19 protein-coding genes are annotated in these 23,234 nt (G+C 67.2%); 7 read left to right on the top strand and 12 right to left on the bottom strand.

All coding sequences use genetic code 11. From position 1 onward, the window contains the following. The first annotated feature begins 42 nt into the window (after positions 1–42). Positions 43–864: a carbon-nitrogen hydrolase family protein gene (locus AC5WJ1_RS05065; protein ID WP_195428082.1), complete on the top strand. Its 822-nt coding sequence runs from the start codon at positions 43–45 to the stop codon at positions 862–864. A 126-nt stretch (positions 865–990) separates the two neighbouring features. Beyond that, positions 991–2,451 (top strand): metalloprotease TldD, encoded by a 1,461-nt coding sequence (tldD, locus tag AC5WJ1_RS05060; protein ID WP_494476382.1) that lies wholly within the window; start codon positions 991–993, stop codon positions 2,449–2,451. A 43-nt stretch (positions 2,452–2,494) separates the two neighbouring features. Here tldD and AC5WJ1_RS05055 read toward each other — a convergent pair whose 3' ends face one another. Beyond that, positions 2,495–3,568 carry a class I SAM-dependent methyltransferase gene (locus AC5WJ1_RS05055; protein WP_135704916.1) on the bottom strand — a complete coding sequence of 358 codons (1,074 nt, stop codon included), beginning with the start codon at positions 3,566–3,568 and terminating at the stop codon, positions 2,495–2,497. A 470-nt stretch (positions 3,569–4,038) separates the two neighbouring features. Here AC5WJ1_RS05055 and aroG point away from each other — a divergent pair, with 470 nt between their 5' ends. Then, positions 4,039–5,118, top strand: a complete 1,080-nt coding sequence (gene aroG / locus AC5WJ1_RS05050; RefSeq protein WP_165971581.1) for a 3-deoxy-7-phosphoheptulonate synthase AroG — start codon at positions 4,039–4,041, stop codon at positions 5,116–5,118. Between the two features lie 34 nt (positions 5,119–5,152). On the opposite strand, the gene AC5WJ1_RS05045 is transcribed toward aroG, so the two are convergent. The 6 genes from AC5WJ1_RS05045 to nosZ form a co-directional block, all read right to left on the bottom strand. After that, the gene (locus AC5WJ1_RS05045; RefSeq protein WP_133097682.1) at positions 5,153–5,686 is read right to left on the bottom strand and encodes a nitrous oxide reductase accessory protein NosL; all 534 of its coding nucleotides are present in this window, start codon (positions 5,684–5,686) and stop codon (positions 5,153–5,155) included. After that, positions 5,686–6,525 (bottom strand): ABC transporter permease, encoded by an 840-nt coding sequence (locus AC5WJ1_RS05040; RefSeq protein WP_195428084.1) that lies wholly within the window; start codon positions 6,523–6,525, stop codon positions 5,686–5,688. The genes AC5WJ1_RS05045 and AC5WJ1_RS05040 overlap by 1 nt, the downstream gene beginning before the upstream one ends. Continuing rightward, positions 6,522–7,457 (bottom strand): ABC transporter ATP-binding protein, encoded by a 936-nt coding sequence (locus AC5WJ1_RS05035; RefSeq protein ID WP_195428085.1) that lies wholly within the window; start codon positions 7,455–7,457, stop codon positions 6,522–6,524. The genes AC5WJ1_RS05040 and AC5WJ1_RS05035 overlap by 4 nt, the downstream gene beginning before the upstream one ends. 1 nt (position 7,458) lies before the next feature. Beyond that, positions 7,459–8,712: a nitrous oxide reductase family maturation protein NosD gene (locus tag AC5WJ1_RS05030; protein ID WP_195428086.1), complete on the bottom strand. Its 1,254-nt coding sequence runs from the start codon at positions 8,710–8,712 to the stop codon at positions 7,459–7,461. Further along, positions 8,709–11,318: a 4Fe-4S binding protein gene (locus AC5WJ1_RS05025; protein WP_494476381.1), complete on the bottom strand. Its 2,610-nt coding sequence runs from the start codon at positions 11,316–11,318 to the stop codon at positions 8,709–8,711. Before AC5WJ1_RS05025 ends, AC5WJ1_RS05030 begins: the two co-directional genes overlap by 4 nt. A 68-nt stretch (positions 11,319–11,386) precedes the next feature. Beyond that, on the bottom strand, positions 11,387–13,324 hold the full coding sequence (nosZ, locus tag AC5WJ1_RS05020) for a TAT-dependent nitrous-oxide reductase (RefSeq protein WP_434032956.1): 1,938 nt from the start codon (positions 13,322–13,324) through the stop codon (positions 11,387–11,389). 290 nt (positions 13,325–13,614) lie between these two features. Here nosZ and AC5WJ1_RS05015 point away from each other — a divergent pair, with 290 nt between their 5' ends. Beyond that, positions 13,615–14,628: an FAD:protein FMN transferase gene (locus tag AC5WJ1_RS05015; protein ID WP_371704893.1), complete on the top strand. Its 1,014-nt coding sequence runs from the start codon at positions 13,615–13,617 to the stop codon at positions 14,626–14,628. An 86-nt stretch (positions 14,629–14,714) separates the two neighbouring features. Here the strand turns inward: AC5WJ1_RS05015 and AC5WJ1_RS05010 are convergent, their stop codons facing one another. Beyond that, positions 14,715–15,113 (bottom strand): c-type cytochrome, encoded by a 399-nt coding sequence (locus AC5WJ1_RS05010; protein ID WP_494476380.1) that lies wholly within the window; start codon positions 15,111–15,113, stop codon positions 14,715–14,717. Between the two features lie 10 nt (positions 15,114–15,123). Continuing rightward, entirely contained in the window at positions 15,124–15,471 is a 348-nt protein-coding gene (locus AC5WJ1_RS05005) for a c-type cytochrome (protein WP_133097676.1), read from the bottom strand. A gap of 547 nt (positions 15,472–16,018) precedes the next feature. On the opposite strand from AC5WJ1_RS05005, the gene AC5WJ1_RS05000 reads away from it, so the two are divergent. From AC5WJ1_RS05000 to AC5WJ1_RS04990, 3 genes are read left to right on the top strand one after another with little or no spacing between them, the layout of a single operon-like run. After that, positions 16,019–16,909, top strand: coding sequence for an AAA family ATPase (locus tag AC5WJ1_RS05000; RefSeq protein WP_133097675.1), 891 nt, complete (start codon positions 16,019–16,021; stop codon positions 16,907–16,909). A gap of 14 nt (positions 16,910–16,923) precedes the next feature. Next, entirely contained in the window at positions 16,924–17,517 is a 594-nt protein-coding gene (locus AC5WJ1_RS04995) for a GNAT family N-acetyltransferase (RefSeq protein ID WP_133097674.1), read from the top strand. A gap of 30 nt (positions 17,518–17,547) precedes the next feature. Then, positions 17,548–18,723, top strand: coding sequence for a vWA domain-containing protein (locus AC5WJ1_RS04990; protein ID WP_135704911.1), 1,176 nt, complete (start codon positions 17,548–17,550; stop codon positions 18,721–18,723). A 256-nt stretch (positions 18,724–18,979) separates the two neighbouring features. Here the strand turns inward: AC5WJ1_RS04990 and AC5WJ1_RS04985 are convergent, their stop codons facing one another. The 3 genes from AC5WJ1_RS04985 to mdlC all read right to left on the bottom strand — a co-directional run bounded on the left by AC5WJ1_RS04985 (position 18,980) and on the right by mdlC (position 23,166). Next, the gene (locus AC5WJ1_RS04985; RefSeq protein WP_133097672.1) at positions 18,980–19,969 is read right to left on the bottom strand and encodes a Bug family tripartite tricarboxylate transporter substrate binding protein; all 990 of its coding nucleotides are present in this window, start codon (positions 19,967–19,969) and stop codon (positions 18,980–18,982) included. 85 nt (positions 19,970–20,054) lie between these two features. Further along, complete coding sequence (locus AC5WJ1_RS04980; RefSeq protein ID WP_494476379.1) at positions 20,055–21,506, bottom strand: aldehyde dehydrogenase; 1,452 nt, start codon at positions 21,504–21,506, stop codon at positions 20,055–20,057. A 55-nt stretch (positions 21,507–21,561) separates the two neighbouring features. Continuing rightward, on the bottom strand, positions 21,562–23,166 hold the full coding sequence (gene mdlC / locus AC5WJ1_RS04975; protein ID WP_135704908.1) for a benzoylformate decarboxylase: 1,605 nt from the start codon (positions 23,164–23,166) through the stop codon (positions 21,562–21,564). Positions 23,167–23,234: the final 68 nt, after the last annotated feature.

Here is a 23,234-nt window from a genome sequence, read left to right as displayed (position 1 = left end):
TCCGAGAGAACTCAAGAGAGTCCAAAGAGGAAACCAACGCCCATGACCGCCCCCGCCCCGTTCCGCGTGGCCGCCGTGCAGACCGTTACCGGCACTTCGCTCGATGCCAACCTCGCGCGCGCCGAGGCGCTGATCGCCGAGGCCGCAGCCGGCGGCGCGCAGCTGGTGCTGCTGCCCGAATACTTCTGCATGATGGGCCGCTCCGAAGCGGACAAGGTGGCGGTGCGCGAGCACGACGGCGATGGCCCGGTCCAGCAGTTCCTGGCCGGCGCCGCGCGCCACCATGGCATCTGGCTGGTGGGCGGCACGCTGCCGATGTGGTGCGACGACCCGGAGCGCGTGTACAACACCTCGCTCGCCTTCGACCCGCGCGGCGAACGCGTGGCGCGGTACGACAAGATCCACCTGTTCGGCTTCACGCGCGGAGCCGAAAGCTATGACGAATCGCGCACCATCCTGGCCGGCCGCACCCCGGTCAGCTTCGATGCACCGTGCGGCCGCGTGGCCATGTCGGTGTGCTACGACCTGCGCTTTCCCGAGCTGTACCGCGGGCTGGCGTCCGGCGCGGGCACCAGCCTGATCCTGATGCCGGCCGCCTTCACCTACACCACCGGCCAGGCGCACTGGGAAATCCTGCTGCGCGCACGGGCCATTGAAAACCAGTGCTATGTGCTGGCCGCCGCACAGGGTGGCAAGCATGAGAACGGCCGTCGCACCTGGGGCCATTCGATGCTGGTCGACCCGTGGGGTGAAGTGCTGGCCATGCTGCCCGAAGGCGAAGGCGTGGTGGCCGGCACCATCGACCCGGCGCGGCTCGAAGAGGTCCGGCAAAACCTGCCGGCATTGCGTCACCGGGTGCTGTAGCATGTACGCAACCGCGGGGCAGCATGTGATCGCGCATTTGATCTCATCCGGCACCCGCACCAGGTATTTCATGCCACCGGCAATTCCATGGCTTGCCGGGGCGGCAAACAGAAGAAAGGACATCTCATGAACGCCGGCGATCTCGGAATCCGCAACCTGGCCACCGCGCAGCAACTGCTGCTGGCGCCATACGGCCTGGACGAGGCCAAGCTGCAGCGCGTGCTGGCCGATATCTTCACGCACAAGGTCGACTACGCCGACCTGTACTTCCAGTACACCCGCAACGAGGCCTGGAGCCTGGAAGAAGGCATTGTCAAGTCGGGCAGCTTCAGCATCGACCAGGGCGTGGGCGTGCGCGCCGTGTCGGGCGACAAGACCGCCTTTGCCTATTCGGACGACATCAGCCTGGCCGCGCTGTCGCAGGCGGCTGCCGCCACGCGCACCATCGGCCGCGCCGGCAACGGCCGCGTCAAGGTGGCGGGTGAACTGGCCTCGCACGCGGGCCGCAACCTGTACGCGCCCAACGACCCGCTCGATTCGATGACCGCCGCCGAAAAGGTGGCGCTGCTCGAGCGCATCGAACGCATGGCGCGCGCCAAGGACCCGCGCGTGGTGCAGGTGATGGCAGGCCTGGCCGGCGAGTACGACGTGGTGCTGGTGGCGCGCAGCGACGGCGTGATCGCCGCCGACGTGCGCCCGCTGGTGCGCGTGTCGGTGACAGTGATCGCCGAACAGGGCGGGCGCCGCGAGATCGGCTCGTCGGGCGGCGGCGGCCGCTATGCCTACGGGTACTTCAATGACGACCTGCTGCAGAAGTACGTGGACGAAGCCGTGTCGTCGGCGCTGGTCAACCTTGACGCCCGCCCCGCCCCGGCCGGTGCCATGACCGTCGTGCTGGGCCCGGGCTGGCCCGGCGTGCTGCTGCACGAGGCGGTCGGCCACGGCCTGGAAGGCGACTTCAACCGCAAGGGCTCGTCGGCATTTTCCGGCCGCATGGGCGAACGCGTCGCGGCCAAGGGCGTGACGGTGGTTGACGACGGCACGCTGGCCAACCGCCGCGGCTCGCTCAACCTGGACGACGAAGGCAACCCGACCCAGTGCACCACGCTGATCGAGGACGGCATCCTGCGCGGCTATATGCAGGACACGCTCAACGCGCGCCTGATGAAGATGCCGGTCACCGGCAACGCGCGCCGCGAAAGCTATGCCGCGCTGCCGATGCCGCGCATGACCAATACCTACATGCTCAACGGCGACAGGGACCCGCAGGAAATCATCGCCAGCGTCAAGAAGGGCCTCTATGCGGTCAACTTCGGCGGAGGCCAGGTCGATATCACCAACGGCAAGTTCGTGTTCTCTGCGAGCGAGGCGTACATGATCGAGGATGGCAAGATCACGTACCCGGTCAAGGGCGCGACGCTGGTCGGCAACGGCCCCGAATCGCTGAAGGACGTGACCATGATCGGCAACGACATGCGCCTGGATTCCGGCGTTGGCGTCTGCGGCAAGGAAGGCCAGAGCGTGCCGGTGGGCGTGGGCCAGCCGACGCTGCGGATCGAAAATATGACGGTGGGCGGCACGGCCTGACGCCGCATCGCCACAACGAAACGGGACCCGCGGGTCCCGTTTTTCATGGTGTGTCGGGGGCGAACGGCCGCGCCTCGTACACCAGGTTGAACGGCGTCTGCGCCGCCCTGCGGAAGCTGCCGAAGCCGGCCTGCTCGGCCACGCCGCGCATGCGCGCCTCGCCTGCCTGCGCCCCCAGGCACAGCCCCACTTCCTGCGAGCGCGACGCCGGCGTGCAGATGAACGTGGAGGCGGAATAGAACACGCGCCCGACGGGATTGAGGTTGTCTTCCAGCTTGTCGTTGGCGAACGGTTCGACGATCATCCATGCGCCGTCCGGCCGCAGCGTCTCGCGCACGTGCCGTGCCGCGCCCACGGGGTCGCCCATGTCGTGCAGGCAGTCGAACACCGCCACCAGGTCGTAGTCCTTGCCGGCGTAGTCCTTGGCGCTGGCCACTTCGAAGCGCACGCGGTCGCCTACACCGGCGCGCCGCGCGGCCTCGGTGGCATGGCGTACCGAAGGCTCGTGGTAGTCAAAGCCGACAAAACGCGAGGCCGGATAGGCCTGCGCCAGGATGATGGTCGACGCGCCATGGCCGCAACCCACATCGGCCACGCTGGCCCCGCGCCTGAGCCGCGCCTCGATGCCGTCGAGCGCGGGGATCCATTCCGAGACCAGGTGCGCGGAATAGCCCGGCCGGAAAAAGCGCTCGGTGCCGTGGAACAGCGCCGGGTCGTGTTCATGCCAGCCCAGCCCGCGCCCGTTGCGGAAGATGTCGATCATCTTCGGGATAGCGCGGAACTGCGCCACCGCTATCTGGAACGCGCCTGGAATGAACGCCGTGCTGCCCTCTTGCGCCAGTGCAAAGGCCTGCTCTTCGTTCAGGCTGAATTCCGCGCTGTCGGGATCGTAGTCGACGTAGCCGCTGGCGGCCTGGGCCGACAGCCATTCGCGCAGGTAACGCACGTCGGTACGGGTTTTTTGCGCCAGCATATCGGCGGTCATCGGCTTTTCCGCCATGGCCTTGTACAGGCCCAGTTCATCGCCGACCACCACGGTGGCGGCGTGCATCACCGCGCCGATATCGTGGACGAACTTCTCCATGAAGGCATTCAGCCTCGCCTCGTCGACGCTCATGATGCACCTCCCCGTGCGCTCCCTCCCGTTCAATATAGGCGGCGGCCTCAGGCGATACAGCAGGAAGCGGCGCGCCACGACAGCTACCGTGCGGTGCCGCACGCGGCGCCGCGGACACTTGCCAACCCCGGCAAAAGGCGCTATAAAGATGCTTCGTCGCGACGCAGGCAACCGAGGCACGCCGAACAATTGTCGACCGGCGCGCAATTTTCTGCCTTTCTGCCACGCAGTGCAGCATGAATCCAGCGCCTATCCACAAAATCGAATCAAGCTGACCTCAGCCAACATCCTTTTCCGCCATGTCCGCTAAGTTTTACTTTTACTTCTTTAGCGATCTCACACCGCTGGCGGATAGGGAGGGACGGCTGTAAGCGCCCCGAATACAAAAAAAACCGCCAGCGACCCTGGCGGTTTTTTTATACCCCATTGCTTCCCCACTCTCACGACCTCACAAGATTCACGGAGCCATCATGCTGAAGAACACCGACGACCTGCGCATTCGCGAACTCAAGGAGCTGCTGCCGCCGGCGCACCTGATCCGCGAATTTGGCTGCTCAGAAGCGGCTTCGGACGTGATCTACGGCGCGCGCCAGGCCATGCACCGCATCCTGCATGGCATGGATGACCGGCTCATCGTCATCATCGGCCCGTGCTCGATCCACGATACCCGCGCCGCGCTGGAATACGCCAAGCTGCTCAAGGTGCAGCGCGACCGCTTCGCCAACGAGCTGGAAGTGGTGATGCGCGTCTACTTCGAGAAGCCGCGCACCACGGTGGGCTGGAAGGGCCTGATCAACGACCCGCACATGGACGGCAGCTTCAAGATCAACGACGGCCTGCGCACCGCGCGCGAGCTGCTGCTGAACATCAGCGAGCTGGGCGTGCCGACCGGCACCGAGTACCTCGACATGATCAGCCCGCAATATATCGCCGACCTGGTCAGCTGGGGCGCGATCGGCGCGCGCACCACCGAGTCGCAGGTGCACCGCGAGCTGGCCTCCGGACTGTCGTGCCCGGTGGGCTTCAAGAACGGCACCGACGGCAACGTCAAGATCGCGGTGGACGCGATCAAGGCCGCGTCGCAACCGCACCATTTCCTGTCGGTGACCAAGGGCGGCCACTCTGCGATCGTGTCGACCTCGGGCAACGAGGACTGCCACGTGATCCTGCGCGGCGGCAAGGCGCCCAACTACGATGCCGCCAGCGTGCAGGAAGCGTGCGACGCCATCGCCAAGGCCGGGCTGGCCTCGCGCCTGATGATCGACGCCTCGCATGCCAACAGCAGCAAGAAGCATGAGAACCAGATCCCGGTGTGCGAAGACATCGGCCGCCAGATCGCCGGCGGCGACCAGCGCATCATCGGCGTGATGGTCGAATCGCACCTGGTGGCGGGCCGCCAGGACCACGTGCAAGGCACGCCGGTGGAAAACCTGACCTACGGCCAGTCGGTCACCGATGCGTGCATCGGCTGGGATGAATCGGTCAAGGTGCTGGAAGGCCTGGCGGAGTCGGTGCGCCAGCGCCGCCTGGTGCCGGGCAGCGGCAACTGAGCCATCAGAGGCGCGCGCCTCGCATGACCGCCGGCTACATCCGGCTGTCGTGCATGGCGCCGCCGCCGAGGTCCGCCAGTTCCGGCGTCACCTCGGCGTAGCGCCGCAGCCTGCCGCCATGGCGGGCGATAAAGGCGCTGGCATCGCTCTCGGCGCGGAAGCTCGCCAGCGTCGGCCCCATCGATCCGTGGCGCCCGCTGCCGGCGACATACACGCCGGTGGTGGCATCGAACCAGTGGCCGCGCGGCCGTTCCCAGTCAGCCCGCGCCATGTCCTGCACGAACACCGCGCGCACCGGCCTGACCTGCTCGGGCCGCAGCAGTGCGTGGAACATTTCCACTGTGTCGCAAAACCACTGCGGGCGCGCGTCGCCGGCGTAGAAGATCTGCGCCTTGGGGCCGGGATAGTCGGCCAGCAGCATGCCATCCAGCACGCAGGCGGTGGCGGATTCGATTTCCTGCGGCTGCGCGGTGCCTTCCGGCTTCTTGCCGCAGGCGGCAACGAGGACCGTGGCGCCGGCCATGGCAAGCATCAGGTGGCGGCGGCGCAAAGAGGATGGGGAACACATCAGCGGAATCTCCTGGCAGCAAGGACCAGCGGCACGGCAATCCACGCCAGCAGCGCCGCGCCGGTGGGCCAGGGGCTGGCCAGCGCCGGCGGCACGATGCTGGCAACGCCGCCGGCGCTGCGCAACTGGTCGAGTGAAAAGGCATTGACGATGCGGAACAGGTCCGCGGGGTTCAGCAGCAGCAGCCACGCGATCCAATCGATGCCGGACCCGCTGGCGCCGCCCTCGCCCGCGCCGGCGACCAGCAGCCCGAGCAGCAGCAGGTCGAACACCAGCACGAAAAAGAACCACAGGCCGATCGCCAGGCCCGATGCCTGCGCGCGGTCGCGCGACAGCACCGACAGCCATAGCGCCAGGCTCAGGAACGCCAGGCCGAGCAGCCCGGCGCTGGCGACAAAGCCGAGGTAGTGGTACAGGCCGGCCCAGCCGAACTGGCGCGCCAGCAGTAGCGCCATCAAGGCAAAGCCGCCGGCGGTGGCAAGCAGCAATGCGGCGGCCAGCCCGAGGTACTTGCCGAGCAACAGCTCGCCGCGCGTCAGCGGCAACGACAGCAACAGGTCCAGCGAGCCGCGCTCGCGCTCGCCCACCACGGCATCGAAGCCGAGCAGCAGCGCGATCATCGGCACCAGGTAGATCACCAGGCTCGCCAGGCTGGTGATGACGAACTCCAGCGAACGCGGTCCGAGCACACCCTGCTCGGCGCCGCCGAAATAGCCGATCGCCACCGACAGCGCGGTGAAGACGACGGCCACGGCCAGCACCCAGCGGTTGCGCATGCGGTCGCGGAATTCCTTGGCGGCGATCGCTGCCACCTGCCTTGCATCGATGCGCGCGCTCATGCTTGCCCCCGCATGCCGAGGAACAGGTCTTCGAGCGAGGGCTCGCGGATCTGCAGGTCACGCAGGCGGCCCGCAAGCGGCTGCAATGCGGCGAGCATCGGCATCTTGGCGGCAACGGGACAGCGCACGGTCAGTTCATCCGGCCCTTCCTCCATCTCGTCCACCACTTCGATCATGCCGTACGCTTGCGTCCGCAGCAGGCGCAGCGCGTGCTCGCGCGCGCCCGGCTCGAGGCGCAACCGCAGTGTCAGCGGCAGCCCCGCCTGCGCGCGCAGCGCCTCCAGGCTGCCGGTGGCCTGCAAGCGGCCGCCGGCAAGAATGGCGAAGCGGTCGATGCGCTGCTGCAGCTCGGCCAGGATGTGCGAGGTGATGACGATGGTCACGCCGCGCTCGCGCAGCGCGTCGAGCATCCGGTAGAAGTCGCGGATTGCCGCCGGGTCCAGCCCGTTGGTCGGTTCGTCGAGAAACAGCACGCGCGGTGCGCCGAGCAGCGCCTGCGCGAAACCGAGCCGTTGGCGCATCCCTTTCGAATACTCGCGCACCGGCCGTGCGGCGGCGGCGGACAGGCCGACCTGGTCGAGCATCGGCGCGCAGGCATCCGCGTTCACGCCCTTCAGGCGCGCGAAGAAGCGCAGCGTTTCGAGCCCGCTCAGGTTGTCATACAGCACCAGATGCTCGGGCAGGTAGCCGATGCCGCGCCGCGCGGCGCGAAAGGCGCGGCTGCCCACGTCGGCACCGGCGACGCGCAAGGTGCCATGCGTGGGCGGCAACAGCCCCAGCATCATCCTGAACAGCGTGCTCTTGCCCGCGCCGTTATGCCCGATCAGCCCGATCAGTTCGCCCTGCCCCACGCTGAGGCTGACATCGTCCACGGCGCGCAGCGAGCCGAAGTGCCGGCTGACGCCGGTCAGCGCAATGGCATCCGTGATCATTTCAGTTGCCGGTCTGAGCATCCCAGTCCCTCCAGTTGGCGCGCACCGGGCGCATCCGCGGATAGGCATCGACCACGCCCGGCGCCCGGATCACCGGGAACTGCCGTGCCGCCAGCCGCAGCGCCTGCAGCGCCGGACTGCCCAGCAGCAGCGTCACCCCGGGGTAGTGCCAGCCGAGCCGGTCGACGAGGTCATTGGCCTGGTATGGCACGTCACCCACGCCATCGCCGTCGCGGTCCCAGCCCAGGTAGCCGCTCCAGTAGTTGCCCTGTCCGCGCCCGCCCCACGGCTCGTCGCGCGCGCCCACGTAGCGCACCGGCTCGCGGTTGCCGATGAAATCGTTGCCCTGCACCACGTTGCGCGTCGAGCCGGCCGACAGGTGCACGCCGATCGCATTGCCCAGCACCAGGTTGCCGCGCAGCGTCGCGTACTCGACGTCGTAGATAAAGAAGCCGCGCTGGTTGCCGGCGACTACATTGCCTTCGATCACCGAGTCCTGCAGCGTGCGCAGCATGATGCCGTGGTCGGCATTGCCCCAGGTGCGGTTGTTGCGCACGACCTGGTCGCGCACCTCCATCAGCGCCAGCCCGCCGCGGTTGCGGTAGCTGTCGTTGCCTTCCCACAGGTTGTGGTACGAGTTCATGTAATGGGTGCCGTAGCGGCTGTGGTGCAGCCGGTTGCCGCGAAAGATGGCGTGGTGCGAGACATCGACATAGAGTGCATCGCGCACGAAGCTGATGTTGTTGTCGAGGATGCGTGCGCCGCGCGTGTTGTAGAGCTGCACGCCGTTGCCGCGCTGCGCCGAGTTGTAGTCGCGCTTGCCGGTGATGGTGTTGCGTTCGATGCGGACATCGTCGGCCTTCTCGATCCACAGCCCGAACAGGTTGTAGGTCAGGTCGCAATGGCGCACCACGGCGCGGTGCGCGCCGGGGCGGATATAGATGCCGGCGTTCTGGTCCTTCAGGCTGTCGCCGGAGTCGCGCACGATCAGGCCTTCGACGGTCACGTCCGGCGCCGTGATGCGCAGCGTATCGCCGCGCAGCGCGCCGCCGAGCGTGGGCCGCGCGATGCCGCGCAGCACCAGCGGCTTGTCGATGACGAAGTTGCCGGTGTAGTGGCCGCGCGCGATCTCGATGGTGTCCCCCGCGCCGGCGGCATCGATCGCTGCCTGCAGCGACTGGCCGGGCTGCACGCGCCAGGTCGCGGCCTGCGCGCAGCTTATCCATAGGAGCACGATACCAGGCAGCAGCTTCATGCGGCCAGCATCCCCATCGCCTTCAGCGCCAGGAACAGCAACGCACCGACCAGCAGGTTCTTGAAGCCGACATAGCTAAGCATGTCCATCACAGTTGCGCGCCGGTAACGGCCGCGCCACCACGGGCCATCCTTGACATAGCGCTTGCCGGACAGGCGGATCAGAACTTCATAGAGGCTCCAGCCCAGCCACCAGCCGATCACCGCGCCGGCGCGCATCTGTCCGCTGGCCGCCAGTGCCCACGCAACGGTTGCGGCCAGCGCCACCGCGAGGCCCGCCAGCTGCAGTGCGGCAGCGGTGCGCCAGCCCTGCCCGCTCCATGGACACAAGTGGTCCCACAGCTCGGCGACCCAGCGCGCGACGCCGGCCGTTACCGCGTAGGGGGGCGCCACCGGGTCCGTCGGCATGCGCGGATCCGGGCCCGACGGCTGCGCCGCTTCAGCCGGCACCGGCACCAGCGGGATGAAATACCCGTTGCGTCCCACCGGCGTCAGCGGCAGCCCGTCGCGTTCGCGCCGCTTGCGCTCGCGCGCCAGCGGCGGGCAGCCGCGCGTATCGGTATAGAGCACCATGCAGTCGAGGCAATGCAGGCATTCGCGATGGTCGATGCGGCCATCGGCATCGATCGCCTGCGCGCCGCAGCCCACCGCGCATGCCTTGCAGTGGTTGCAGTCGGGCTTGCGCCGCAGGCCAAACCAGCGGAACGTGCTGGGCATTGCCAGTGCGGCGCCGAGCGGGCACAGGTACTTGCAGTAAGGCCGTTCAATGAACAGCGACAGTCCCAGCAGCGTGCAGGCGAACAGCCCGTAGGGCCACGCGCGGTTCGGGATGCCGACCAGGAAGGTCGTCTTGAACGGCTCGATCTCCGCCAGCATCTCGGCCAGTCCCATCGAAAACACCGACACCGCCAGCAGCCCGAAGAACACGCCGTACTTGACCCACTTGAGCCGGTCATGCCAGTGGCGCGGCAACTGCCGCTGCCATCGCTTCAGGCCCTGGAAACGGCCCAGCTTGTAGATCGCCTCGGACAGCGAGCCGAACGGGCACAGCCAGCCGCAGAACAGCCCGCGCCCGAACAGCAACACGGTGATGATAATGAAGATCCAGAAGCAGAAGATAAAGGGATCGCTGAGGAACAACGCCCAGTCCCAGCGCAGCAGCAGTGCATGGAACCACGTCAGCACCTGCGTGATCGATGGCTGCGCCATCGCGCCGAAGCCGACAAAGACAATGCTGAGCGCCCAGGCGGTGTATTTGAACGCATTGACCGGCCATTTGTTCTTGTGTGTAGCGCGCCGCGTCAGGCGGTCGCGCAGTGCGTAGACCAGCGTGACCGCGCCGAGCAGCGCGATGAACAGGCCAATTGCGGTGGCCTGCTTGCGCCAGACCTTGCGCCACGGCGCCTCGGGTTCGTCGAGCTGCGGCCGGCCGCCCTGCAGCATCGCTGCCGGCAGCCAGTATGGCGCATCGAAGCTGGCGAAGCTGCGCGTGCCGGTGGCGCGGTCGACGCGATTGCCGAGGAATGACAGCTTCCACGGATACGCCGCGGAAAACGCCGGCGACCGGATCACGAAGATCGCCGACTCCGTCACCGCCGGCGCGCCCTCCGCCGCGACGCCGTAGAGGTTGAGGTAGTCCAGGTCGCGGAAGGTGAACGCGTCGGCACCCTGGCGCACCTGCACGCGATCGTAGATGCCGCCGCGCACGAAGCCCGAGCCCTTGAACGATTCCGCCCCCCGGGTGCGGACCACGAAAATGGCGTGCTCGCCGGGCTTTAGCTGCGCGCGCAGCCCCTGCCAGCCGGCATCGCCCAGCACGCTGCGGCCGATGTCGGGATGATTGAGATCGCCAAACCACAGTTCGATAAAGGGCTCGCCGCTGCCGGGCAGCCCGACCTGCGCCGGCTGCACGAGCAGCCGCTGCACCAGTCCGCCGGCCACCAGTTGCTGCCAGCCATATTGTTTTCCGCTTTCGGCGAACCGCGCCGGTGCCCGCTTCGCCGGCGCCAGGATGCCGACCTGCCGCGCCACTGCCGCGCCCGACGTGGTCAGCACCTGGTTCTGCGCGATCACCGTCACGGTGGCGCCGGAAATCGCATCGACACCGACCACGCCTTCGTCCGGCCGCGACTGCCCGACCTCGATCTTGTCGGCAACCGATTTGCCGACGTACTGCTGGTTGAAATCGAGCAGCGCCGATTCCGGGATGCCCAGCAGCAGGATCGGCTCGGAATGCTTCAGCACCCTGACTCCGGTGTACTGCCCTCGCGTATCCATGCCGATCAGCGTCACCACCGGCTTGCCGGAATACGCTGGCGTATCGGTGATGTCGGTGGACAACATCACGTACCCGATCACCTCGCGCTTGCCGTCCGCGCCAGTGCGATAGCCTTCGACGTAGGGCGGTTGTCCCTTGCGCGGAGAGAAGCTGGTGGCGCCGGGCAGCACTTCGGTGCAGGACACCAGCGCGCACAGGTCCGCCGCGGTGGACAGTTCCGGCGGCAAGGCCGCCTCGTAAGCGCCGGCGTGCGCCGGCACGGCAAAGCCAAGCGCCAGCAGGCACACGGCGAAGCCCGCCGCAAGCCGTTCGAGAATTGCGTGGATCATGGGAATTGGGGGCAAGGGACGACCGGCGCAGCAGCGGGCACCGCGCCAGGTCATCCACGCATGCCGTCTCAGGCCTCGACGATCATGCGGCTGCGCATCTCAAGATGCAGCGCGTGGCAGAAGTGGGTGCAGTAGCACCAGAACACGCCCGGCTTGTCCGCGACAAAGGTTACCGACGCGGTCTCGAGCGGATTGACGATGAAGTTGATGTTGTACTTGGGGATGGCAAACCCGTGCGTCAGGTCTTCGATCTTGTCCAGGTTGGTCAGGATCAGCGTGACCTCGTCGCCCTTCTTCAACTTGATTTCGCGCAGCGAGAACACCGGCGCCTGCGACGTGATCTTCACCGTCACCTTCCTGCCGTTGCGGAACACGCCCGACTGCTGCGGATCCTTCACCGCCAGCGGGAAATCATCCAGCGCATAGACCTGCTTCGGCCGCAGCAGCTCGCGACGGAAGATGATGAAATCGTGCGGCTCGCTGTGCACCGGGTGGTCCGCCAGCAGCACCATCTTGTCGCCCGAGATATCGATCAGCTGCTCGTTCTCGGCATGCAGCGGCCCCACCGGCAGGAAACGATCCTTGGAGAACTTGCAGCCCACTGCCAGGAACTTGCCGTCGGCGGCGACGGTTTCGGACTGGGAGGCGTTCAGGTGGCCGGGCTGGTACTGCACGTCGAGCCGGTCGACCACGTACTTGGCGTTCTTGTCGCCCTTGTGGAAGCGGATCGCCGCGTCGATATTCCACTTGACGATCTGGCTGTCGAGGAACAGCGTGGTGTAGGCATTGCCGCGCCCGTCGAAGGCGGTATGCAGCGGCCCCAGGCCCAGCTCGACCTCGGCGACGATGGCATCGTCGGGCGTCTCCAGCTTGCCGTCGAACCAGTCCAGCACCTTCGCCAGTTCGATCACGGTGCCGGTCGGCGACAGCTTGCCGGCGCAGATGAAGTACTTCTGGTCCGGGCTGGCATTGACGCCGTGCGGGTTCTTCGGCACCGAGACGTAGGTGGTCAGCGCGGTCTTCGGGTCGGCGTTGGCCGCGTGCGTGCCGTCGACCACCGGCACCTTCGAATCGCCGATGGTCTTGAATTTCCCATCCTTGATCGCAGCCTCGATGCGGGCGATGTTGAAGAACAGGCAGGCATCGCGCTCGGCCGACATCATGTCTTCATAGCGCGCGCCCATCTCGACGTTGTACTGGTTGGTGGCAGCCAGCTTGCCGTCGTACGAGGATGCGACCAGGTCGCAATTGCCGTCGATCAGCACCTGCCAGCGCACCGCCATCGTCTCCGCATCGACACAGGTGAACAGCGAGCGGTACTTGCCGGCGTCCTCGGTCGGCGTATTGGACAGCGGCAGGGCGAACTCCGCGCCGCAGAACACGCGCGTGGTGTAGTTGATGTTCGCGTCGACGGGGTCGCGCTTGTCCGGAAAAATGCCGTGGAAGCCCTGCACGTTGGGCAGGTCGGTGATCTTGTCGCAGACAAAGTAGTCGAGCCGGATGCGCGCCAGCCGCGCGTTGATCTTGTCGTTGATCCACGCGTAGCGGCCATCGTAGTTGCCGTCCTTGTAGGAGGCATGCACGTGGTGCGTGTCGCCGACGGTGTACAGCACGTTGCCATCGGGGCGCGTGCCCATCACGCGCTTGGATTCATTGGTGATGCCCCAGCCGGTCAGCGCGTCGGGCACGAAGCACGGGATGCGGTGCAGCTCGCGCCCCGAGGGCAGGCCCAGCACGCGCACGTCGCCCGCATGGCCGCCGCTCCACAGGCCGTAGTAAGTATCGAGCTCGCCCGGCTTCAGGTGCACCGACACGCCGGCAGGGGCGCCGCCATGTCCTGCCTGGGCAGCGCTTGCCGCGGTGGCCGCGGCGGGCGCGGCGCCCTTGTCCGTGCACGCCGCCACGCCGGCCAGCCCGGCCAGCGCCGCGGTATTGATAAAGCGCCTTCGTCCCGGTGCCGCCGGTGCATCGGTGTGTGCCAGTGGGTGTTGCGAATGCCTCGTCATCTTCGATCCTCGAACCGTCATTGCAATGGGCGGAGGGCTCCGCCTGCTCTCTTCGTTGTGTGGGTGGCCTGATGTTGCCGGTTACAGATAGTCGAAGCAGTTGGCGTGAACGAGGTTGACGGTCGTCATGGATATCTTAAATATTCATTTTTGATGCATGTTTTTTTGAAGACTGCCCGGAGAATGGCGACACCACAACGTCAACGACTAACGCGGCATGCGCCGCCCACCCTGTCATGCGCGCCAAGACCCTGCCGGCAACGCTGTCTTCCTCCTCTCGCATCGACGCCATGCGGCGCAACGTTCTGCGCGCCGCCGCGGCCACCATGCCGATGCTTGCCACCGCCATGTTCGTCAGGCCCGCGTTGGCCGATGCCACGGTCACGCGCGCATCGCGGCGCCTGCTGGGCACGCAGGTCGATATCGTGGTGCAGGACAGTTCTTACCAGGCTGCAAGGTCCGGCATCGCCGCCGCCTTTGCGGAAATGGCGCGCCTGGAGCAATTGATGTCGCGCTACCGGCCGGACAGCCAGGTCAGCGCGCTGCAGCGCGCAGCGGGCCGGCAGCCGGTGCCGGTCGCACCGGAACTGATGGCAGTGCTCCAAGCGGCGGCAGCACTGTCGGCGCGCACCGGTGGCGCGTTTGACATCACCGTCGGCGCCTTTGCCGGCTGGCACTTCGGTGAAGGCAATGCACGCGTGCCGGCTTCCGCCGAGCTGGCACGCGAACGGACGCTGGTGGACTACCGGCAGGTCATGCTCGACGAACGCCGGGGCGAAGCGATGCTGCTGCGCCCCGGCATGCGCCTGGACCTGGGCGGCATCGCCAAGCTGCCGATCCTGCAGGCCGGCATGCAGGCACTGCGCAGGCATGGATTGCATCATGCCATGATCAATGGCGGCGGCGATGTGCTGGCGAGCGGCCAGCTGCAAGGGCGCGACTGGCGCGTGGGCGTGCGCGATCCGCGCGCACCGGCACGGCTGCTGGGCGTACTGGAGGTATCCGACGCCGTGGTAGCGTCATCGGGCGACTATGAGCGCTGCTTCGTCGCCAACGGCAGGCGCTACCACCACGTGCTCGACCCCGCCACCGGCATGCCGGCGTCGGGTCCGCATGGCGTGACGCTGGTGGCTTCACCGGCTGTGGCGGTCAATGGACTCGGTGCCGCGTTGATGGTGGCTGGCAAGTCCGCCGCGGCCGGCCTGCTGCTCGATGCGGCCGGCGTCGATGCGTTGGTCGTCGGCGACGGTGAGCCGTGGCTTACGGCAGGGATGCGCCGCCGGCTGGCAGGTGTGGCAGCGTAGGCCGCGCGGGCGCGCCGCCCAAAGAAAAAACCGCCTGTCCAAGGCGGCCTTTTCCTCTGCAACGGCGCGACGGTCGCCGCTATGGCTTACTTCTTAAGCACCAGGTCGCCCGGCAGCGACTCGATATACGCAGCGATATCCTTCAACTCCTTGCGCGTGAACGGACGCGGCTTGCCATCCTTGCCGGTCACGGCCGGATTGGCGTTGACCTGGCCGGCCATGATCGCATTGGAGCGGCCCACCAGCGCGTTGCCCGACACCTGGTACGACGCCATCGCGTGGTACAGGTAGTCGGCATGCTGGCCGGCCAGCTTGGGATAGTCGGGCGAGATCGGCTTGTTCAGGCCCTCGCCGTGGCAGGCCACGCAGGCACCCTTTTGCACCAGCGCCTTGCCGTTGGCGAGGTCGGCGGCCGAAGCCGGCATTGCGGCGGCACCCAGCACGAGTGCGCCGAGCGCGATCGAAAGCGTCTTGAGCGTCTTCATGATGGGTCTCTTACTTCAGGGCGTTGTTCTGGGTATTCGGCTTCTGCTGCGAGTAGTAGGCCGCCACGTCGGCGATTTCCTGCTCGGTCAGCGTGGCCGCGATGCTGCGCATGGTCGGGTGCTTGCGCTCGCCCTTCTGGTACGCCTTCAGCGCGTTTTCGATGTACTTGGCGCTCTGGCCGCCCAGCATCGGCACTTCATAGATCTCGGGGAATGACGCACGGTAGCCCGGAATGCCGTGGCATCCGATGCACATTGCAACCTTGTCCTTGGCAGCGTCTCCATTGCCCTTGACTTCCTGTGCCTGCGCGCCCATTGCAGCCGCGCCCAGCACCACCATCGTGAGGAGCTTTTTCATTGTCTTTGCGGATTGGAAATTAAACCGTGCGTGACCTGCCCTGCCGGGCGGAGACGGTTTCAGAATGCTTCTGGGGGAAAGCCTGGCTTGTCGGTGGGGTTGCAAGAGTTGCAACCCGCCAGACCCGCCCAGACATTCGGCATCCGGGATCATTGCCGTGATGTGGAACACATTCTGGAACCACCTCGCGCAATCGCCGCGACCCGGACGGGCCGCTGGGACTTCTGAGCGCGGACTGCCGGATACTGGAGAACTGGACGTGGGGGCGCGTCAAACCGGCGCATTGTACAGCAGGCGGCACCTGGCAGTCCAGCTACCGCCCCTGGATGCCGGCCGTCTGTCAGGCCCGCCCAACACGAACCGCAAAGGTCTTTTATACTGGCCCATTCCGGGAAAGCGCACGACCGTTCGCAGACGCTCGATGGCAGGCCCGGACGAACCATACCGCCCATGATGAAAGCGCGCGTGACAGCGCGAAGAGACTGCGCCAAACACGCCAACCCGGCCCGAACCGACCAAGACAGGGCCGTCACCTCCAGGTTGCCTCATGTCAAACACCGCCAACGCTTCCGCCCAAGCTTCTTCCGCCCAGCAGGCCCGTTTCGAGGGCAGTGACCAGTATGTCGCCACCGACGACCTCAAGCTGGCCGTCAACGCCGCGCGCACGCTGCAGCGCCCGCTGCTGATCAAGGGCGAGCCCGGCACCGGCAAGACCATGCTGGCCGAGGAAGTGGCCGCCGCGCTCGGCATGCCGCTGCTGCAGTGGCATATCAAGTCGACCACCAAGGCGCAGCAGGGCCTGTACGAATACGACGCGGTCTCGCGCCTGCGCGACTCGCAGCTCGGCGACGACCGCGTGCACGACATCCGCAACTACATCGTCAAGGGCGTGCTGTGGCAGGCCTTCGAGGCCGACCAGCAAGTGGTGCTGCTGATCGACGAGATCGACAAGGCCGACATCGAATTCCCCAACGACCTGCTGCGCGAACTCGACCGCATGGAGTTCTACGTCTACGAGACGCGCGAACTGGTCAAGGCGAAGCACCGTCCGCTGGTGATCATCACCTCGAACAACGAGAAGGAACTGCCCGACGCCTTCCTGCGCCGCTGCTTCTTCCACTACATCAGGTTCCCGGACGCCGACACCATGCAGCAGATCGTCGACGTGCACTACCCCGGCATCAAGCGCGAGCTGGTCGCCGCCGCGCTGGAATCGTTCTACGAGATGCGCAACCTGCCGGGCCTGAAGAAGAAACCGTCCACCTCCGAGCTGATCGACTGGCTCAAGCTGCTGATGTCCGAGGACATCCCGCCCGATGCGCTGAAGAGCCCCGACAAGAAGGCCGCGATCCCGCCGCTGCACGGCGCGCTGCTGAAGAACGAGCAGGACGTGCACCTGTTCGAGCGCCTGGTGTTCATGAACCGCGCCAACCGCTGAGCGAGCATTCTGTCATGACCGCTTTTGCCAAACCCGTGACCCTGGCCGGCAAGCACGCCACGCTGGAGCCGCTGCGACCCGAGCATGCCGACGGCCTGCGCGCCGCCTGCGCCGACGGCGAGCTGTACAAGCTCTGGTACACCAGCGTGCCCGCGCCCGAGCGCATGGAAGCCGAGATCGTGCGGCGCCTGGGCCTGCAGGAGCAGGGCTCGATGCTGCCGTTCGCGGTGCGCGACGCCGCGGGCGAACTGGCGGGCATGACCACTTACATGAATATCGACGCGGCCAACCGGCGCGTGGAGATCGGCTCGACCTGGTACGCGCGCCGGGTCCAGCGCACGCCGCTGAACACCGAGTGCAAGCTGATGCTGCTCGGCCATGCCTTCGACCAGCTCGACTGCATCGCCGTTGAATTCCGCACGCACTGGATGAACCAGCAGAGCCGCGCCGCGATTGCGCGCCTCGGCGCCAAGCAGGACGGCGTGCTGCGCAACCACCAGCGCATGCAGGACGGCTCGTTGCGCGATACCGTGGTGTTTTCGATCATCGCCAGCGAATGGCCGACGGTGCGTCAACACCTGCAATTCCAGCTTGACCGTCCGCGCTGAAGCGGCCGCCTATCACCTGAGCAAGGCATCATGCTGATCGACTTCTTCTTCTCGCTGCGCCACGCCAAGCTGCCGGTCTCGGTCAAGGAATACCTGACCATGCTGGAAGCGCTCAAGGCGCAGGTCATCACGCCCTCGATCGACGAGTTCTACTACCTGTCGCGCATGACGCTGGTCAAGGACGAGAAGCACTTCGACAAGTTCGACCAGGCCTTTGCCGCCTACTTCAAGGGTGTGGAAAGCCTGGTTGACTGGAAGTCCGACATCCCGCTCGACTGGCTGCAGAAGACGCTGGAGCGCGAGCTGTCGGCCGAGGAAAAGGCCAAGATCGAGGCCATGGGCGGCCTCGACAAGCTGATGGAGCGCCTCAAGCAACTGCTCGAGGAGCAGAAGGAAAAGCACGAGGGCGGCAACAAGTGGATCGGCACCGGCGGCACCTCGCCGTTCGGGCACGGCGGCTACAACCCCGAAGGCATCCGCATCGGCGGCCCGAGCAAGGGCAACCGCACCGCGATCAAGGTGTGGGAAGCGCGCACCTACAAGGACTACGACGACCAGGTCGAACTGGGCACGCGCAACATCAAGGTGGCGCTGCGCCGCCTGCGCCGTTTTGCGCGCGACGGGGCCGACACCGAGCTGGACCTGGACGACACTATCCACTCGACCGCGGCCAATGCCGGCCTGCTCGACATCAAGCTGCGGCCCGAGCGCCACAACAAGGTCAAGGTGCTGATGCTGATGGACGTGGGCGGCTCGATGGACGACCACATCAAGCGCGTGGAAGAACTGTTCTCGGCCACCAAGACCGAGTTCAAGCACCTGGAGTACTACTACTTCCACAACTGCCTGTACGACTACGTGTGGAAGAACAACCGCCGCCGCCACGCCGAGAAACTGGCCACGTGGGACCTGCTGCACAAGTACACGTCCGACTACAAGATCATCTTCGTCGGCGACGCGACCATGAGCCCGTACGAGATCCTGCAGCCCGGCGGCTCGGTCGAATACAACAACGCCGAGGCCGGCGCGGTGTGGCTGAACCGCATGACCGAGCAGTTCCCACACTTCGTCTGGCTCAACCCCGAGCCCGAAGGCCTGTGGCAGTACCGCCAGTCGATCACGGTGATCAACCAGCTGATGAAGGGGCGCATGTACCCGGTCACGCTGGCGGGGCTGGAATCGGCGATGAAGGTGCTGTCGAAGTGAGTGAGTGAATGCCGCGTTAGGGACGATCGGCCTGTTCCCTTGCGCGGCATCACCCGCCGCTTTCGTACTGCAGCAGCGCAGACCACTCGCGGCAGGCCTTCTTGTCGGCCGGGTTCTCCCCGGCGCAGTTGGTGCCGGCCGGGCTCGGGCCGGCATTGACACCATGGCCTGGCGCCCGAACAGCCGGCCGCCCTGGTTGGAGTTGCCGGCGTCGAGCGCTGAGCCGCGCAGCGGCGCCCGCCTTGGCTGCGGCGAGTCAGTCCACCGTGATCCCTGCCTGCCGGATGAACCTGCCATAGCGCGCCCGGTCGGCGATCTGCCGCTCACCGTACGCGCGGATGCTCATCGGCTCCGCCGTGCCGCCCAGCTTCCTGACGCTTTCCTGTAGCGGCGCAGCGGACAGTGCCTGGTTGATCTCGCGGTTCATGCGTTCCAGGATGGCCGGCGGCGTGCCTGCAGGCGCATAGACCCCGAAGGTCGAATCGCCGTCCACGTCCCGCAGGCCGGCTTCGGCCAGCGTGGGCACATCGGGGAACTGCGGTGCGCGCCGGGCGCTGGCCACCGCGAGCAGGCGCAGCTTGCCGCTGGCAACGTATTGCAGCCCCGGCCCCGGGTCGAACATGAACTGGACCTGCCCCGCGAGCAGGTCGCCCAAAGCCGGCGCCGCGCCCTTGTACGGCACGTGCACGGCATCGAGCCCACCCGACCGCTTGAACATTTCCGCCGCGATATGCGGCGTGCTGCCGTTCCCGGCCGAGCCGTAGCTGAGCTTGCCCGGATGCTCGCGCACGTAGCTGACGAACTCGCCCAGCGTCTTGACCGGCAGCGAGGGATGCACCAGCAGGTAGACCCGCACCAGCGCCACGGATGCCACGGGCGTCAGGTCCCTGAGCGGGTCGTAGGGCATCTTCTTGTAGAGGAAGGGATCGATCGCCACCGCACCGCCGGAGGTCAGCAGGAAGGTGTATCCATCCGGCTGTGCCTTGGCCACGGCATCGCCGCCGACGATGCCGTTCGCACCGGGCCGGTTATCCACCACCACGGGGCGTTTGAGCGCTTCGGACAGGGTCGGTGAAATGCCGCGGGCCAGCGTGTCGGCCGCGCCGCCGGCCGGGAAGTTCACCACCAGCCGGATCGGCTTCACGGGCCACGGCGTGGCATTGCCTTGTGCAGCCGCGCTGCCGGCCAGGCCCAGCGCGCACATTGCCACGGCAATGGGGCGCGCAATGCGGGAAGGGAATCGCATATGCTTTGTCTCCTGAATGTTCTCGTTATGTGCGGGCGGCCAGTGGCCGCCACCGGCCACCACCGGCCACCACCGGCCGTCCTGCTCAGAACGGATACTGCCTCGGCGTGGTCTGCATCGTGATCCAGCGCAGTTCGGTAAAGGCCTCGATGCCGGCCTTGCCGCCAAAGCGGCCATAGCCGCTGGACTTGACACCGCCGAACGGCATCTGGGCTTCGTCATGCACGGTGGGCCCGTTGACATGGCAGATGCCCGACTCGATGCGCCGCGCGACCTGCATGGCGCGCGCGATGTCGCGCCCGAACACGGCAGCGGAAAGCCCGTACTCCGAATCATTGGCGCAGGCGATGGCCGCTTCCACGCCACTGACGCGCACGACCGCCTTGACCGGCCCAAACGATTCCTCGTGGTAGATGTCCATCTCCGGCGTGACATGATCGAGCACGGTCGCGGCCATCAGCGTATCCGTGGCCTTGCCGCCGCAGGTGAGCTTCGCGCCCTTGGCCAGCGCATCGTCGATCATGGCGTTGCAGCGTTCGACCGTGCTCATGTCCACCACCGAGCCCAGCACCGCCGGCCCCGAGCGCGGATCGGCAAGCGGCAACGCGGCGGCACGTGCGGCGAACCTGGCAACGAAGTCGTCCGCCACGGCAGCATCCACCAAGATGCGCTCGGTGGACATGCAAATCTGGCCCGAGTTGGCGAAGGCGCCGAAGATGGCGGCGTCGACCGCGGCATCGAGGTCGGCATCATCGAGCACCACCAGCGGCGCCTTGCCGCCCAGTTCGAGCACCGCCGGCTTCAGGTGGCGCGCGCAGGCCTGCGCAATCAGCCCGCCCACGCGCGTCGAACCCGTGAAGTTGACGCGCCGTACCGCCGGATGGGCCACCATGGCCTCCACCACCTCGGCGGCGTCGACCGGCGCATTGGTGATGAAGTTGACCACGCCCGGCGGAAAGCCAGCTTGCGCGAGCGCATCGATGATCAGGCCATGCGTTGCCGGGCAGATCTCCGAGCCCTTGAGCACCACGGTGTTGCCGCAGGCAAGCGCGGTCGCCACCGCACGCACGCCGAGGATGACCGGCGCGTTCCAGGGCGCGATGCCAAGCACCACGCCCGCGCCCTGCCGCACCGCCATGGCAACGCTGCCCGGCACGTCAGACGGAATCACGTCGCCATGAATGTGCGTGGTCAGGGCGGCCGCCTCCTGCAGCATGCCGACGCCCAGATGCACGTTGAAGCCGGCCCACTGGGCCGAGGCGCCGGTCTCCGCCGCCATCGCCGCCGCGATCGCCGCCCCCTTGCTTTCCAGCGACTGCGCGGCGCGCATCAGCAGCGCCCGGCGATCGCCCGGGCCCGTATCGCGCCACGCCGGGAAGGCATCGGCCGCTGCCGCCACGGCGGCCAGCGCATCCGCCTTGCCGGCGGCCGGGGCGCGCGTGGCGACGCTCTGGTCCAGCGGGTTGCGGCGCTCGAAGGTTGCGCCGCTGGCGGCCGGCGTACGCTCGCCGCCGATCAGCATGGTGATGGTCTGCATGGTCTGTCTCCTCTGTTGTTCTGGCATGCCGGCGCGGCATGGAAAGGGAAAGCGGCTAGGCCACCTCGATCTCGACCACGGTCGGCACGCTGGATTGCAGCGCCGTGGCCAGCGCATCGGGCAGCGCTGACGCGGTGCGGATCCGCACCGCCTCGCAGCCATGGCCGCGCGCGAGCGCCACGAAATCGAGGTCGGGCAGAGCCGTGCCCACCAGCGGATCGCCGTGGCCGAAGCCGAAGGTGGGCGCGAATTCCTGCAGCGCCGCGTAGCGGCGGTTGTTCAGCACGATGAACGTGATCGGCAGTTTCAGCTGCGCGGCGCTCCACAACGCCTGGATCGCGTACATGCTGGACCCGTCGCCGACCAGGCCGATCACCTTGCGCCCTGGCTTGCCCAATGCCACGCCAACAGCCGCCGGCAGCCCGAAGCCCAGGCCGCCGCTGCACATCGTGTAGAAGGTCTCGCTGCGCACGATCGGCAGGTAGCGATGCATCACCGGGCGCGCGCTCGGCGCTTCCTCGACGATGATCGACTCCGGATCGCGCAGCTCGGCCAGGGTCTGCAGCACGTAGGCCACGCTCATCGGCGCGCCCGGCTGCGCGCGCGGCGCGGGCTGCCTTGGCGGCGGGGCTTCGCGGCGCGGCGGGGCGGGACGGGCCAGCAGGCCGGCCACACCCTGGCGGATGCTGCCGACCGCGCTCGTGCCCGCCGGTGCCCAGGCTGCGGCACTGGCGTCCTCGGTCAGCTGGACCAGCTGCGCGCCCGGCGGCACGTGCGGGCCGAAGCCCTCCACGTGATAGGTGAACGCGGGTGCGCCCACGGCAAAGATCAGGTCATGCCCGGCCAGCAGCGCGACGATCTTCTCGCGCATGGCCGGCAGGAATCCGGCAAACAGCGGATGGTCTTCGGGAAAGCCGCAGCGCCCTGACATCGGCGCGACCCACACCGAAGCCTGGTGCCGCTCGGCCAGCCGCACGACGTCATCCCAGGCGCCGTCACGATCGACGGCCGCGCCGACCACCAAAGCGGGACGGCGGCTGGCGTCGAGCGCGTCGCCGATCTGCGCGAGCAGCGCGGGCTGGGCCCCGATCTCGGTGCTGACCGTGCGCGGCAGTACCGGCTCGCAGGGACGGGCCCAGTCATCGGCCGGAATGGAGATCAGCACCGGCCCGCGCGGCGGCTGCATGGCGATGTAGTAGCCGCGCGCAATCGCCAGCGGCACGTCTTCGGCGCGTGCCGGCTCGCAGCTCCACTTCACGTATGGCTTGGGCAGCTCCGTTGCCTGCGCCGAATAGAGGAACGGTTCGTACGGCAGGATCGAGCGCGCCTGCTGGCCGGCAGTGATCACCAGCGGCGTGCGGTTCTTGAAGGCAGTGAAGATGCTGCCCATGGCATGCCCGACGCCGGCGGCCGAGTGCAGGTTGACGAAGGCGGCGTTGCGCGTGGCCTGGGCGTAGCCGTCGGCCATGCCGACCACGACCGACTCCTGCAGGCCCAGCACGTAACGGAAATCAGCAGGGAAATCCAGGAATAGCGGCAGTTCGGTCGAGCCGGGATTGCCGAACACCGAAGTCATGCCAAAGGCCCGGAGCAGGTCCAGGACGGCGCCGCGGACAGTGACAGGCAGCTGGGGTGGACTGGAAGGGGCGATGGGCGCCATGGCGGTCGGGTCCTAGGGCTGGGATGGGTTGACTTGCGCCACAGTATGGACACGCTGCCCTTGCCTGA

It is taken from the genome of Cupriavidus sp. MEYA8 (genome assembly GCF_059278825.1).
The sequence above is the reverse complement of the archived record's forward strand: the minus strand, read 5'-3'. Positions and strand labels throughout refer to the sequence as shown.

Excerpts from the sequence above, each read along its gene's own strand:
- AC5WJ1_RS05035 (WP_195428085.1), bottom strand. The coding sequence starts at position 7,457 with ATGATCACGGATGCCATTGCGCTGACCGGCGTCAGCCGGCACTTCGGC.
- AC5WJ1_RS05055 (WP_135704916.1), bottom strand. The coding sequence starts at position 3,568 with ATGAGCGTCGACGAGGCGAGGCTGAATGCCTTCATGGAGAAGTTCGTC.
- AC5WJ1_RS05005 (WP_133097676.1), bottom strand. The coding sequence starts at position 15,471 with ATGAAAAAGCTCCTCACGATGGTGGTGCTGGGCGCGGCTGCAATGGGC.
- AC5WJ1_RS05030 (WP_195428086.1), bottom strand. The coding sequence starts at position 8,712 with ATGAAGCTGCTGCCTGGTATCGTGCTCCTATGGATAAGCTGCGCGCAG.
- AC5WJ1_RS04985 (WP_133097672.1), bottom strand. The coding sequence starts at position 19,969 with ATGCGATTCCCTTCCCGCATTGCGCGCCCCATTGCCGTGGCAATGTGC.
- AC5WJ1_RS05065 (WP_195428082.1), top strand. The coding sequence starts at position 43 with ATGACCGCCCCCGCCCCGTTCCGCGTGGCCGCCGTGCAGACCGTTACC.
- AC5WJ1_RS05045 (WP_133097682.1), bottom strand. The coding sequence starts at position 5,686 with ATGTGTTCCCCATCCTCTTTGCGCCGCCGCCACCTGATGCTTGCCATG.
- AC5WJ1_RS05010 (WP_494476380.1), bottom strand. The coding sequence starts at position 15,113 with ATGAAGACGCTCAAGACGCTTTCGATCGCGCTCGGCGCACTCGTGCTG.
- AC5WJ1_RS05000 (WP_133097675.1), top strand. The coding sequence starts at position 16,019 with ATGTCAAACACCGCCAACGCTTCCGCCCAAGCTTCTTCCGCCCAGCAG.
- AC5WJ1_RS04990 (WP_135704911.1), top strand. The coding sequence starts at position 17,548 with ATGCTGATCGACTTCTTCTTCTCGCTGCGCCACGCCAAGCTGCCGGTC.
- aroG (WP_165971581.1), top strand. The coding sequence starts at position 4,039 with ATGCTGAAGAACACCGACGACCTGCGCATTCGCGAACTCAAGGAGCTG.
- AC5WJ1_RS04980 (WP_494476379.1), bottom strand. The coding sequence starts at position 21,506 with ATGCAGACCATCACCATGCTGATCGGCGGCGAGCGTACGCCGGCCGCC.
- tldD (WP_494476382.1), top strand. The coding sequence starts at position 991 with ATGAACGCCGGCGATCTCGGAATCCGCAACCTGGCCACCGCGCAGCAA.
- AC5WJ1_RS05015 (WP_371704893.1), top strand. The coding sequence starts at position 13,615 with ATGCGGCGCAACGTTCTGCGCGCCGCCGCGGCCACCATGCCGATGCTT.
- mdlC (WP_135704908.1), bottom strand. The coding sequence starts at position 23,166 with ATGGCGCCCATCGCCCCTTCCAGTCCACCCCAGCTGCCTGTCACTGTC.
- AC5WJ1_RS05025 (WP_494476381.1), bottom strand. The coding sequence starts at position 11,318 with ATGATCCACGCAATTCTCGAACGGCTTGCGGCGGGCTTCGCCGTGTGC.
- AC5WJ1_RS04995 (WP_133097674.1), top strand. The coding sequence starts at position 16,924 with ATGACCGCTTTTGCCAAACCCGTGACCCTGGCCGGCAAGCACGCCACG.
- AC5WJ1_RS05040 (WP_195428084.1), bottom strand. The coding sequence starts at position 6,525 with ATGAGCGCGCGCATCGATGCAAGGCAGGTGGCAGCGATCGCCGCCAAG.
- nosZ (WP_434032956.1), bottom strand. The coding sequence starts at position 13,324 with ATGACGAGGCATTCGCAACACCCACTGGCACACACCGATGCACCGGCG.